The 12,639-nt window shown below is 74.2% G+C and carries 12 protein-coding genes and 1 pseudogene; 8 read left to right on the top strand and 5 right to left on the bottom strand.

Annotated elements, in window-relative coordinates; translation table 11 throughout:
* The first annotated feature begins 49 nt into the window (after nt 1-49).
* The 5 genes and pseudogenes from ABZX30_RS16615 (at nt 50) to ABZX30_RS16595 (ending at nt 3,266) form a co-directional block, all read left to right on the top strand.
* Nucleotides 50-700, top strand: a complete 651-nt coding sequence (locus tag ABZX30_RS16615) for an alpha-ketoglutarate-dependent dioxygenase AlkB (protein WP_355934063.1) — start codon at nt 50-52, stop codon at nt 698-700.
* A 95-nt stretch (nt 701-795) separates the two neighbouring features.
* On the top strand, nt 796-2,031 hold the full coding sequence (locus tag ABZX30_RS16610) for an ROK family protein (RefSeq protein ID WP_355934061.1): 1,236 nt from the start codon (nt 796-798) through the stop codon (nt 2,029-2,031).
* Nucleotides 2,028-2,765 (top strand): NUDIX hydrolase, encoded by a 738-nt coding sequence (locus tag ABZX30_RS16605; protein ID WP_355934060.1) that lies wholly within the window; start codon nt 2,028-2,030, stop codon nt 2,763-2,765. The genes ABZX30_RS16610 and ABZX30_RS16605 overlap by 4 nt, the downstream gene beginning before the upstream one ends.
* Nucleotides 2,762-3,040: pseudogene (locus ABZX30_RS16600) on the top strand (DUF664 domain-containing protein); the annotation flags it as partial. The gene ABZX30_RS16605 and the pseudogene ABZX30_RS16600, both read left to right, overlap by 4 nt.
* A 67-nt stretch (nt 3,041-3,107) precedes the next feature.
* A complete protein-coding gene (locus ABZX30_RS16595) occupies nt 3,108-3,266 on the top strand; it encodes a DUF664 domain-containing protein (protein WP_355934058.1) in 159 nt (52 codons plus the stop codon).
* A gap of 39 nt (nt 3,267-3,305) precedes the next feature.
* On the opposite strand, the gene ABZX30_RS16590 is transcribed toward ABZX30_RS16595, so the two are convergent.
* Both ABZX30_RS16590 and ABZX30_RS16585 read right to left on the bottom strand, forming a co-directional pair.
* A complete protein-coding gene (locus ABZX30_RS16590) occupies nt 3,306-3,851 on the bottom strand; it encodes an ATP-binding protein (protein WP_355934056.1) in 546 nt (181 codons plus the stop codon).
* Between the two features lie 201 nt (nt 3,852-4,052).
* Nucleotides 4,053-4,376: a hypothetical protein gene (locus tag ABZX30_RS16585; RefSeq protein WP_355934054.1), complete on the bottom strand. Its 324-nt coding sequence runs from the start codon at nt 4,374-4,376 to the stop codon at nt 4,053-4,055.
* A gap of 422 nt (nt 4,377-4,798) precedes the next feature.
* Here ABZX30_RS16585 and ABZX30_RS16580 point away from each other — a divergent pair, with 422 nt between their 5' ends.
* Both ABZX30_RS16580 and ABZX30_RS16575 read left to right on the top strand, forming a co-directional pair.
* Nucleotides 4,799-5,923, top strand: a complete 1,125-nt coding sequence (locus ABZX30_RS16580) for a PLP-dependent cysteine synthase family protein (RefSeq protein WP_355934053.1) — start codon at nt 4,799-4,801, stop codon at nt 5,921-5,923.
* Between the two features lie 50 nt (nt 5,924-5,973).
* Complete coding sequence (locus tag ABZX30_RS16575; protein ID WP_355934051.1) at nt 5,974-6,249, top strand: Imm7 family immunity protein; 276 nt, start codon at nt 5,974-5,976, stop codon at nt 6,247-6,249.
* Here the strand turns inward: ABZX30_RS16575 and ABZX30_RS16570 are convergent.
* Nucleotides 6,246-6,719, bottom strand: a complete 474-nt coding sequence (locus tag ABZX30_RS16570) for an SRPBCC family protein (RefSeq protein WP_355934050.1) — start codon at nt 6,717-6,719, stop codon at nt 6,246-6,248. The genes ABZX30_RS16575 and ABZX30_RS16570 overlap by 4 nt on opposite strands.
* Before the next feature lie 68 nt (nt 6,720-6,787).
* Nucleotides 6,788-7,618: a DeoR/GlpR family DNA-binding transcription regulator gene (locus tag ABZX30_RS16565; RefSeq protein WP_355934049.1), complete on the bottom strand. Its 831-nt coding sequence runs from the start codon at nt 7,616-7,618 to the stop codon at nt 6,788-6,790.
* 202 nt (nt 7,619-7,820) lie between these two features.
* On the opposite strand from ABZX30_RS16565, the gene ABZX30_RS16560 reads away from it, so the two are divergent.
* Nucleotides 7,821-10,220, top strand: a complete 2,400-nt coding sequence (locus ABZX30_RS16560) for a hypothetical protein (RefSeq protein WP_355934048.1) — start codon at nt 7,821-7,823, stop codon at nt 10,218-10,220.
* Here ABZX30_RS16560 and ABZX30_RS16555 read toward each other — a convergent pair.
* Nucleotides 10,190-12,625: a right-handed parallel beta-helix repeat-containing protein gene (locus ABZX30_RS16555; protein WP_355934046.1), complete on the bottom strand. Its 2,436-nt coding sequence runs from the start codon at nt 12,623-12,625 to the stop codon at nt 10,190-10,192. The genes ABZX30_RS16560 and ABZX30_RS16555 overlap by 31 nt on opposite strands.
* Nucleotides 12,626-12,639: the final 14 nt, after the last annotated feature.

The following is a 12,639-nucleotide window of genomic DNA, read 5'->3' as shown; positions in this document are numbered from 1 at the left end:
CACTGGCTGGCCGAGCCGCAGTTCAGGGCCCGTGGGGCAGGATGGGGTCATGGAGGCGGAGCTGTTCCCCAGGGGGCGCACCCAGGTCGCGCCGGGCGCCGTGCACGTCCCGGACTGGCTGGACGCCGGCGCGCAGCGCGAGCTGCTGGCGGCCTGCCGGGACTGGGCCCGCCCGCCGGCCGGGCTGCGCACCGTCCGCACGCCGGGCGGCGGCACGATGACCGCCCGGCAGGTCTGTCTGGGCCGGCACTGGTACCCGTACGCCTACGCCCGTACGGCCGTGGACGGCGACGGCGCCCCCGTCAAGCCCTTCCCCGCCTGGCTGGGCGAGCTGGGCCGCCGTGCGGTCGCCGACGCGCTCGGCCCTCGGGCGGCGACGGACGCGGCGTACGACATCGCCCTGGTCAACTTCTACGCCGGCGACGCCCGCATGGGCATGCACCGCGACAGCGACGAGAAGTCCGGCGCGCCGGTGGTCTCGCTCAGCCTCGGCGACACGTGCGTGTTCCGCTTCGGCAACACCGAGACCCGGGCCAGGCCCTACACGGACGTCGAGCTGCGCAGCGGTGACCTGTTCGTCTTCGGCGGCCCGTCCCGGCTCGCCCACCACGGCGTGCCCCGGGTGCACGCCGGTACGGCACCGCCCGGGCTGGGGTTGACCGGGCGCCTGAACATCACTTTGCGGGTGAGCGGCTTCTAGGGTCCATCACGAGGACCCTGGGGTCTTCCGTTCGGATCGGGGCCTGGCTCGCGGCGCCGGCCGCCCGCCCGGCGGATCATGGGAGACTCGCCCTCATGAGCGGCAAGGCGGACCCCCGGACGGGGAATGGGACCACCTCGAGAACGCGGCTGGACCGGGGGCGTGGTGCGCTCGGGCCCGCGTTGGAGCTCGTGCACACCGGGCGGGCGCCGACCCGGGCCGTCCTCACCGCCGAACTGGGCGTCACCCGGGCGACGGCCGGCGCGGTCGCCGCCGAACTGGAGGCGCTCGGCCTGATCCGCGTCGACGCCCGGCCCGGAGCGGCGGCCGGTTCCCAGGGGCGCCCCTCGCACCGGCTGGAGGTCGCCGAGGACGGGCCCGTCGCGCTGGCCGCGCAGGTCCACGCCGACGGGTTCCGGGCGGCACTGGTCGGACTCGGCGGCCGGATCGTGGCCACCGCACCCGGCTGCGAGACCGTCGACGCCGACCCGGCCAAGGTGCTCGGCTCCGTCGTGCGGGCGGGTGCCGAGCTGCTCCGCCGCACCGGGCGGCGCTGTGTCGGCGCCGGACTCGCCGTACCGTCGGCGGTGGCCGAACCGGACGGCCTGGCTCTCAACCCCCTGCACCTGGCCTGGCCCGTGGGCGCGCCGGTGCGCCGGATCTTCGCCGAGTGCGTACGCGCGGCCGGGATCCCCGGGCCCGCCTTCGCCGGCAACGACATCAACCTCGCCGCGCTCGCCGAACACCGGCACGGCGCGGGCCGGGGCGCCCGGGACCTGCTGTGCGTGGCCACCGGCCACCGGGGCGTGGGCGGCGCCCTGGTGCTGGACGGCCGCCTGCACACGGGCAGCGCGGGCCTCGCCCTGGAAGTCGGCCACCTCACGGTCAAGCCCGAGGGCCGCCCCTGCCACTGCGGCAGCCGTGGCTGTCTCGACGTCGAGGCGGACCCGATGGCCCTGCTCAGCGAGGCGGGCCGCGAGCCGGGTCCCGAGGTGTCGCTGCTCCAGCAGGCCGTCGACCTGATCCGCGACCACTACGCCGACCCGACGGTCCGCGCCGCCGCCGAGGTCCTGATCGACCGCCTGGGCCTGGGCCTGGCCGGCCTGGTGAACATCCTGAACCCCGACCGCATCATCCTCGGCGGTCTGCACCGCACGCTGCTCGACGCCGACCCCGGCCGGCTCCGCGCGGTCGTCGCCGACCGCAGCCTGTGGGGCCAGAGCGGCAGCGTTCCCATCCTGCCCTGCACCCTCGACCACAACAGCCTGGTCGGCGCGGCCGAGCTGGCCTGGCAGCCGGTGCTGGACGATCCACTGGAGGCACTGCGGTGACCGAGCCGCCCGCCGTCGAGCTCCTGCCGGTGCGCCGCGTCCGGCTGACCGAGACGCCACCACCCGCCCTGTCCCCACGGGAACGCTCGGCGATGGACCGCGCCTGGCGGGAGGCGGTCCTGGCCAACCCGGCCCTGTTCGACGGCCCCGTGGCCGCCCTGACGGGACTGGCCGTGCAGGAGCCGCTCGGCCTGGTGCTGTCCTGGACCCGCGCCACGTACCGGTCGCGTGCCCTGCGGCGGGTACCGGGAGCCACCGCCTGGCTGCCGTCCCTGTTCGTCTCCGTCGCGCAGCCGGCCGACGACGGCCGCCTGCTGGTGGGCCGGACGGCGCCGTGGACCGCCGCCCCGGGCCGCTGGCAGCTGCCGGGCGGCATCGTCGAACCGCCGGGCCCCGGCGAGGAGCTGGACCTGGCCGCCCTGCGCCGGCACGCCGCCCGGGAGCTCGCCGAGGAGACCGGGGCGGACACGGTGCCGGACGCGCTCGCCCTGCGGCTCGCCACCCGTGGCCGCAACGGCTCCGTCGGCGTCCTGTTCCTCGCCCCACCGTGCCCGGCCCCGCTGCTGCGCGAGCGGTACGCGGACCTGGCGGCCGCGGAGCGGGCCCAGGGCCACGATCCCGAGTTCGACCGGATCACGCTGATCCGGTCACCGGACGAACTGTCCGTTCTCGACGGACCGCGCGTGGACTACCTGGAGCCGGTCGTCCGGCACTTCGCGCGGGCGCGCGCCTGATCCGCCGGGCGAGCCGACTCACCGCCAGGCTGGGCGCCCTCGCCGAGCAGCGGGAACTGCTGCTCATCACCGTCCGCGGCGTCAGCGACGCCCAGGCCATGCGGCGTACCACCGTCAGCGAGCTCACCCTGGGCGGCATCGTCAAGCACCTCGCCCACGGGCAGCGGGTGTGGTCGCAGATCCTGGCCGACGGGGACCGGGCGCTGCCGGAGGGCATGCTCGACACCGGCCAGTACCGCATGACCGACGACGACACCCTCGCGGGGCTGCTGCACCTGTACGCGGTCACGGCGCGGATCCTGGAGGAGACCGTGACCGCGTTGCCCCGGACTGAGTACGACCGTGCCCCTCCCCAGGACGCCCTGGTCCCCGCCGGAGACCGTCCACTGGTCGGCGCGCCGTGTCCTGCTGCACCTGATCAGGGAGACGGCCCAGCACGCCGGGCACGCGGACATCATCCGGGAGGCGCTGGACGGGGCGAGCACCACGGCCCGACGTTGAGCCGCCCGCCGGGACCCCGCCCGCCGCACCCCCGCGCGGTCAACCGGCGACGGTCGACCGGGCGGGGGTGCGGGCCGGGGCGGGGGCACAGGCCGCGGGTTCCACGTGGACCGGCTCGAAACGGCGCGCGGGTGCCTCGGTGGCCGCGCGCTGCGGGGGGCGGGCCGGCTGCCGGTCGGCCGCCGAGGGCGTGGGCAGTGTGAACCACACGACCTTGCCCTGGTCGCCGTCCGGCCGCGCGCCCCAGCTCTCGCTCACCGCCGCGACCATCGCGAGCCCGCGCCCGCAGGTGGCCAGCGGTCCGAGGTCCGCGATGTCCCCGGCCACGGGCAGTCGGGGATCGTGGTCGCGCACCGACACCATGAGCCGGTCGAGGACCAGCTCCATCTCCACCGTGCACGACTTGTCCGGCTGGGCGTGCCGGTGAACATTGCTCAGCAGCTCGGTCACACCGAGCGAGGCGCGGTCTATCAACGCGTCCAGATGCCAGTAGCGCAACTGCGCAGATACGATTCTGCGGACCTGACCGATCCGCGACGGCAGGGCTTGGAGCTCCACCGTGCAGTGCTGTGGATGACTGATCACGGCTGCGACTCCCCGATGTGAGGTCCGGTCGAATCCGGAGGAACACGGAGAACACGGAGAACAGATCCAGCAGGGTGCTTGCGTCCAAACGTCCGCCTGCTGTCGTGGCCGGCGGGCTGGTTCGCAGCGTTATCGCCGGTAAACCCAGAGTGACGTGGAACCAGAGTGACGCAAGGGGTGCGGTCCCGCAACTCGCCGCGCTCAGCCGCCGTGTCCGGAGGCCCGGCGCACGGCCTCGATGAACCGGCGTGCCGCGGGCGGCCCCGGCTCGCCCGGGGCGGGGTCGTGCTCACCCAGGGTCAGCAGGTACCGCTTGCCGTCGAGGTCGGCCAGGGCCCGGTCCTCCGGGGCGAACCAGGGCTTGGAGGCACGCACCTCCCGCACCGGCGCGCTGTCGATCTCGCTGCCGTAACTGGTGAGCAGCTCCAGCCTGCCGTCGCTGATCCGGACCTGTCCGGCCCGGGTGAGCGAACGCAGCCGCTTTCCGATCCGCACGCCCGTGGCCGTGAACTCCGGCTCCGCCATCCTTCCCCGCCCCCTTGCGCGTCGCTCGCCGGACCGAGCCCCTCAGGGTCGTGATCCGGCCCTGCCCTTCGTGCATCGCCGTGATCCAGTGTGCACTCCCGTGCGGGACAGCGGCCGCGTCACCTCGGCGGACACCGCGAATCCGGCGACGGGGGCCGTCCCGGAGGTGCAGTCTGCCCGTGCGCGTCGCAGAGCACCAGTGCGCACGGGGCGCGCGCGACCGGCGCCCGGAGCACTCGCCCCAATGCGCCCCCCGCGGGTTCGCAAACGGTTCGCACATGACCCGCCCCGGGCTGCCCCAGGGGTGCCTTTGGGGCGCCCAAAGATGCGTTTATGCAGGTGGGAAGCGGTGCGGAAGCTGCTTATGATCGGGCTGTCGGCCGCGCGAGGCGCCGTCGGAGCGAAGTGTAAGGAGCCCCGCCGTGAGCACCACCCCACAGACCCGTACGGGTGCCACCCCTGACGTCGACCGCAGCGACAGCGCCTACCGCGACTGGCTGAAGGAGGCCGTACGCAAGGTGCAGGCCGACGCCAACCGTTCGGCCGACACGCATCTGCTGCGCTTTCCGCTGCCCGAGCAGTGGGGCATCGATCTGTACCTGAAGGACGAGTCGACCCATCCCACCGGCAGCCTCAAGCACCGGCTCGCCCGCTCCCTGTTCCTCTACGGCCTGTGCAATGGCTGGATCCGTCCGGGCCGCCCGGTGATCGAGGCGTCCAGCGGCTCGACAGCCGTATCCGAGGCGTACTTCGCCAAGCTGATCGGCGTGCCGTTCATCGCGGTGATGCCCCGCACGACGAGCGCCGAGAAGTGCCGTCTCATCGAGTTCCACGGCGGCCGGTGCCACTTCGTGGACGACTCCCGGAAGATGTACGAGGAGTCCGCCCGCCTCGCGGTGGAGACCGGCGGCCACTACATGGACCAGTTCACCTACGCCGAACGGGCCACGGACTGGCGGGGCAACAACAACATCGCCGAATCCATCTTCCGGCAGCTGCGGTGGGAGCGGTTTCCGGAGCCGGCCTGGATCGTCGCCACGGCGGGCACCGGCGGCACCTCCGCGACCCTCGCGCGCTACGTCCACTACATGCAATACGACACCCGCGTGTGTGTCGCCGATCCGGAGAACTCGTGTTTCTTCGAGGGCTGGACCAGCGGCGATCCGGACGTCACCTGCGACTGCGGCTCGCGCATCGAGGGCATCGGCCGCCCCCGCATGGAACCCAGCTTCGTGCCCGGCGCCGTCGACCGCATGATGAAGGTCCCGGACGCCGCCAGCGTCGCCGCGGTACGGGCCCTGGAACGCTCCATCGGCCGCAAGGCGGGCGGCTCCACCGGTACCGGCCTGTGGAGCGCCCTGAAGATCGTCTCCGAGATGGTGGCCGGGGGGCGCACGGGCAGCGTGGTCACCCTGCTGTGCGACCCCGGGGACCGCTACCTCGACAAGTACTACTCCGACGCGTGGCTGGCGGAGCAGGGCCTGGACATCACCCCGTACAGCACGGCGATCGACGCGCTGCTGCGGACGGGCGTGTGGCCGGACTGACCCACCCGCCGCCCCGGCGGTCCGCGGGACGACCCCCGTACGATCGGCGCGTGTTCGAATACCACGGCTGGGTCACCGTCCTTGAGAGTGCCGGCGACGACGAGATCCGGCTGCGGCGGATCGTCGACGGGCTCCGGGCCCATGTCGGATCCGTGGCACCCGGGTCCTACGGACTCATCCACATCCGCGACGACGAGGACCCCGGCCACGAGAACGAGGTCCGCGACCTCAGACTCGTCCGGGGCACGGTGACCGAGCACACCGAGACGCTGTTGTCGCCGTGCGTCCCGACACGGGAGGATCCCTTCGGCCTCGACGGGTTCTAGCCGCCCCGGTCCGCCAGCCGCCGGTCCAGTGCCGTCACCGCCTGCTGGAAGGCGCGGCCCACGCACGGGCGGGCCAGAGTCCACAGCAGGCGGAAGGGGGCCGTGCCGTCGAGAGCGAAGGTCATCCGGATCTGTGTGCCGGTGCCGGACGGTGCGAGCCGCCATTCCTCGACCCAGGCCCGGGCGCCCGGTGCGTTCGTCGCGTCGACCCGGTAGGCGTACACCTCCGGTGCCTCGGCGAGCAGGACCGACTCCTCGAAGCGGATGCCGCCCCGGAGCCGGATCTCCCGTCCGCCCTCCGTCGGCCGGGCGGAGGCCACCGCCGAGAACCACTGCTGCCAGCCGGGCACGTCCTCGGCGAGCGCGCGGAAGACCGCCTCCGGTGCCGCGGCCGTCTCCCCTGCGAACGCCAGCCGGACGGGGGCGGTCCCGGTGAAATCGGTCCCCACCGGTCGCAGACGGTGCGTCATGGCAGGCCCCCTGGTGTGCGTCCCGACGGGCGGCGGACGGTCGGCCGGCAACCCTAGCTGACGGCTCGTCAGATGTCTGCACCCTCGTCGGGTTCGCCCGCCACCACCAGCCGCCGCAGATGCTCGGCGATCTCCGCCCGCGCCCCGGCGGGCAGGCCCTCGTCCGTCACCAGCGTGTCGACCTCCTCGAGCGCGGCGAAGGAGCTCAGTCCCACCGTCCCCCACTTGGTGTGGTCGGCGACCACCACGACGCGCCGCGCGGACTGCACCAGCCGGCGGTTGGTCTCCGCCTCCGCCAGGTTCGGCGTCGACAGCCCGGCCTCCACCGATATCCCGTGCACCCCCAGGAACAGCAGGTCGAAGTGGAGCGCCGCGATCGCCCGGTCGGCGACCGGCCCCACCAGGGAGTCGGACGGGGTGCGCACACCGCCGGTCAGCACCACCGTGGCCGCGCCCTGCCGCTGGCCCGAGGAGCGCTGCGCCGCGTGGAAGACGTCCGCGACCCGCACCGAGTTCGTCACCACGGTCAGCTCGGGCACCTCGACCAGATGGTGGGCCAGCGCATAGGTCGTCGTACCGCCCGACAGCGCGATCGCGCTACCCGGCATGACCAGCTCGGCGGCGGCGCGCGCGATGTCCTCCTTGGCGGTCGGCTCCAGACCCGACTTGGCCTCGAAGCCGGGTTCGTGTGTGCTCGCCTCGACCACCGGCACCGCGCCGCCGTGCACCTTCTCCAGCACCCCCTGGCGGGCCAGGGCGTCCAGGTCGCGGCGCACGGTCATGTCCGACACGCCGAGCTTGCGGGTCAGTTCGTTGACCCGCACGCCGCCGCGGCGCCGGACCTCGTCGAGGATCAGGGCGCGCCGCTGCTCCGCGAGGAGGTTCTGATTCTCGCTCACGTACGCTCCGGTTCCTTTCGCGTCAGCCGTCGCCTCGCCTTCGCACCTGCTCCGACCAGGACGTTCCGTCCGTCCCTGGTGCGAGGGCGTCCCATCTTGTCACGGGAGGGCCCCGTCGGCGCCACTGCCCGCACCGGCGCGCACATGTCATTCGGACATCACCCGTGCCGCCGTCTCCGCACCGGATCGGGGAGATTCCGTGATGAGTGGTGTACGTCACAGTGCGAGCGGTGATCCTGGTGGATGCACGGACACAGACCGTCGGCGCGTCACGGGGGAAGTGCGAACAGTGGAGCGTGCACAGGAACGTGCCGGTGCCGCCCTGGAACTCCTGGTCCACGGAGTCGGGGGCACCACACCGGAGAAGATGCTCGGCGACCCGCGCACGGTACGGGTCACCGGCGACGGCACGGCGGCCGTGTTCCGGCGCGCCGAGGACGCCGACGCCGACGCCGGATCCGGCGGCCACCGGCCCGGACCCGTGCCGGAGGCGTACGTCTGGTGCAACCTGACCTCCGGAAACGGCGCCCGCGCCCTGTGGCTGTTGCTGCTGCCGTTCATGGTGGTCAACCTCGCCCACTGGATGCGCCCCGCCGCGCCCGGCCGGTCCCGCACGGTGCGGCTGTACGGGCTGCTGGTGCGGCTGGCCGGGCTCACCCTGACCGTGCTGCTGGTCGCGGCGGCCTGTGAGGTCGCCCTCGACCTGGCGGCCTGGCAGTGCGTGGGCACCGTCTCCTGCGCCCGCCGGCACTCCTGGCTGGCCTTCCTCTCGCCCGGCTCGGGCGGCTGGTGGAGCCGGCCCGGGCGGCGGCTCGCCGTGGCCGCGCTGGTACCGGCAGCCCTCACCGCCCTGCTCTGGTACCTCTCCCACCGCACCTGGAGCGCCTACGAGTCGCAGAAACCGCTCGACCGCGCGCCCGAGCCCGACGAGGAGACCGGACCCACCTCGCTGGGCCGCCCCGGCTTCTGGTACGGCCGCCGTCTGGTGGCCCGGCTGCGCGCCGCCCACACCGCCGCGGGCCTGCTGACGGTCGCCGCGGCGGTACTGGTCCCGGCGGCCGGTTTCGACCGCCGGCCCGGCGGGCCCGCCGCACTGGACACCCTGGGCCGGCTGCTGGCGGTGGCCCTGCTCGGCTGGGCGGCCGCCGCGGTGGCCGTGGTCTGCCGCCGGGGCCGCAGCGAGAACCGCCTCGACCAGGAACTCGACGAGCACCTCGTACGACGGCTGCCGCTCGGCGCGCTCCTCCTGCTCGGCCTGGCGATGCTGTACGCCGGCTGGTCCCGGCCGGGCTGGCACTCCTCCGGCCGTCTGCCCGGCGACACGGCCTTCGCGGGTCTCGCCCTCGTCCAGGGCCTGCTGGTCGTCGTACTCGGCGTGGTGGCGCACCTGCTGCACCGCTCGGCCCCCGATCCCCGGGCGGCGATGCGCGGGCTCGGCGGGCCGGCGGTCGTGCTCCTCGCCTGTGCGCTCGGCGGCGTGCTGTCGGGCGGTGTCGCGCAGCGCGTGGCCGACTGGCTGGACGGCACCAGCGCCGCCCTCGACGGCCCGCCCGTGCTGCTGACCTGGCAGGCGTCCGTGATCCCGCCCCTGATCCTGGTGCTGCTCGCGCTGACCGCCCGGCTGGCCGGGCGCACCCGCCGACTCGCCCGCGCCGAGTGCGGCCGGGTCGAGCGCGAGCACCACGGCGAAGGCGAGGACCCGGCCCGCACCCGCCGTATCGCCCGCGCCCGCGCCCTGGCCGCCCTCACCGACCGCGGGCCCCTCGTCGTCGGCGTCCTCTCCGCCGCCACCCTGTTACTCGGCGCCGGGGCCCTGGCCGGCGCCCGGACCACCGGCCGGCCCCCCGGCGAGGCCGCCCGGCACACCCCCGACCTCGTGCGGGGCGCCGCCGAGACGTCGCAGGCACTGGGCTCCTGGCTGGTCGGCCTCGGCTTCATCCTGTTCGTCACCTGGGGCCGGCGCGCCTACAAGGACGCCTCGGCCCGGCGCACCATCGGCATCCTGTGGGACGTCGGCACCTTCTGGCCGCGCGCCGCGCACCCCTTCGCACCACCCTGCTACGCCGAGCGCGCCGTACCGGACCTCACCTGGCGGATGGCCACCTGGACGCGGCGCACCGGCGGACGCCTGGTGCTGTCCGGGCACTCCCAGGGCAGTGTGCTCGCGGCCGCCGCGGCCTGGCAGCTCACCCCCGCCGTACGCGGGCGGGTCGCCCTGCTGACGTACGGCTGCCCGCTCGAGCGCCTGTACGGCCGCTGGTTCCCGGCCCACTTCGGCCCGGCCGCGCTCGCCTCGCTGCACCGGGAGGTCGCCCGCTGGCGCAACCTCTACCGGCTCACCGACCCCATCGGCGGCCCGATCCGGCTGCCCGGCGACTGCGGACCCGCCGTGGACCACGCCCCGCTCGAGGACCCGCTGGCGTACGGCCGCACCGCCGAGCACCCGCTGCCCGCGCCCCTGCTCGGCCACTTCGACTACCAGGCCGACCCGGCGTTCGCAGAGGAGCGGGCGCGTCTGCTGGCCCGGCTGTGCCCCGGCCTGCCCGGCCCGCGGCACGTGCACGGCGAACCTCAGGGCAGCTCGGGCAGGTCCTCGGCGTAGAGCAGGGTCAGGTCGTCGGTGGTCGGCTCGGTGAACTGCGCGACCCGGCTCGCGTGCCGCTCGACCATGGCCTCGAAGGTCTGACGCGCCGTACGGCCGTTGCCGAACGCGGGACCCTTGGGGATGGCCGTGAAGTACTTCAGCAGGGCCTCCGGCGCGCCCGGGGCCAGCCGGTACTCGTGCTCGTCCGCCTGCTGCTGCACGATCCGCAGCAGTTCCTCGGGGCCGTAGTCGCCGAAGGTGATGGTCCGGGAGAAGCGGGAGGCCACCCCCGGGTTGACGGAGAGGAACCGCTCCATCTCCGCGGTGTAGCCCGCGACGATCACCACCACCGCGTCCCGCTGGTCCTCCATCAGCTTCACCAGCGTGTCGATGGCCTCCTTGCCGAAGTCGCGGCCGGCGTCCTCCGGTGACAGCGCGTACGCCTCGTCGATGAACAGCACCCCGCCGCGCGCCCGTTCGAAGGCCTCCTGGGTGCGGATCGCGGTGGATCCGATGTGCTCGCCGACCAGGTCGACCCGGGACACCTCGACGAGGTGCCCCTTCTCCAGCACCCCGAGGGAGGCGAGGATCTCGCCGTAGAGGCGGGCGACCGTGGTCTTGCCGGTGCCGGGAGAGCCGGTGAAGACCAGGTGCCGCTTGACGGAGGCGGCCTTCAGACCCGCCTGCTGCCGGCGCCGGCCCACCTCGATCATGTCGGTGAGGGCACGGACCTCCCGCTTGACGCTCTCCAGGCCGACCAGCGCGTCCAGTTCACCGAGCACGGCCTCGGACGTCCGGGCCTCGGCCGCGGCGGGGGCGACGGCCGGGGTCTGCGGGGGGTCGGCCCGCTGGTCGGGGATCAGACCCAGCAGGCCGGGGGACTGGCCCGCCGCCTGCACGGCCGTCTCGCGCGCCGCGGACAGCCTCGGACCGCCGCTCTCGTCGCTGGTGCAGTCCTCCACGACCGGACCGCTGCCGGGTGCGGCCTCCGGCCCGCCGTCCGCGAACTCGTAGCCGCCGCGCGCACACCGCTCCGTGCGGCACTTGCGCAGTGTCGTACGGCAGCCGTCGATGACGTGGAAGCCGTAACCGCCGCTGCCGGTCACCCGGCAGCCGAGGAAACTGCCCCGGCCTCCCGCCGACACGTAGAAGCCCGCCTCCGCGGGTGAGTCGACCGTGCACCGCTCGATGACGGGGTCGGCGCCCTTCGTGACGATCACGCCCGTCTGGTTGCCGTCCAGAGCGCAGTTGCTGAGCGTGCCGCCGCTGCCGTGGTCGCGGAACCAGGCGCCGGTCGCCGCCTCCCGGATCCGGCAGTCGTCGAGCTGGGCGGTCGCCCCGTCGCTCACCGACACGGCCGTGTTGCGCACCTGGGTCAGGTCGCTGTCCACCACGTCCACACGCGAGCCGCGGTCCAGCACGAACAGCGCGTCCGGCACGTCGTGCACCCGGCAGGAGTCGAGCACCGCGGTGGCGCCGTCGCTCACCCACACCGCCGGATAGTCGCCCGTGCTGTCGGAGATCTCGCACTGGTTGGCGTCGACGCGAGTGCCCGGGTCCCACACCGACAGGCCGTTGCGCCCGAACTGACGCACCGTCGTCCGGGTCAGCGTCAGCACCGAACGGGAGCGCAGGTCGACCGCGTTCTCCGGGATGTCGTGGATACGGCAGTCGGCGAGGGTGAGCACGGCGTCCGTGTCGAGTGTGACACCGTCCGCGGTGGTGCGGTGCACCTCGCAGTCGGTCAGGTGAGCGGTGGCCCGCGCGGTGACCTGCACCCCGGACCCCCGGACCTCGTACACCTCGCAACCCACCGCCTCCAGCGCCGAGTTCTCGCCGGTCACGGTGACGCCCGGGCCCGACGAGTGGTGCACCCGGCAGCGCTCCAGCCGTGGATGCCCGCCACCGTGGACCGCCACGCCGGCCTGGCCGGCCGCGACCACCTCGCACTCCTCGAACACCCCGCCCCCGCCGTCCAGTACGGCGATGCCGACGCCGGCCGGATTGTCGACGGTGCAGCGGCGCACGGTCGGACGGGCACCGCCGCGGACCTCGATGCCCGCCGCGGACCGGGTGACGACCCGCACGTCCATCAGCTCCGGTGTGCCCTCCTCGACGAGCAGAGCGGGAGAGGCCGCGTCCTGGCCCTCGACGTGCAGGTCCCGCACCACCGCCGACGCCCGTACGGTCAACGGCACCCCGTCCGGGGGCGCGATGCGCACGGAGCCGGGCGAGCCCTCGGGGCCGCGCAGCGTCACCGCCCGCTGGACGACGAGGTTCTCCCGGTACGTACCGGGGGCGACGGTGAGGACGTCACCGTCGGCCGCGGCCTCCAGGGCGGCGGCGAGCGAAGCGTACTCACCCGTGCGGCGCCGCCACCGCGATGTACCGGTGTGCGTCACCTGGACCGTGCCCTGTGCCATGGCGTTGCTCTGCC

Origin of the sequence: Streptomyces sp. NPDC004542, from assembly GCF_040610035.1 — a bacterium.
Classification (GTDB): Bacteria; Actinomycetota; Actinomycetes; order Streptomycetales; family Streptomycetaceae; genus Streptomyces.
The sequence above is the reverse complement of the archived record's forward strand: the minus strand, read 5'-3'. Positions and strand labels throughout refer to the sequence as shown.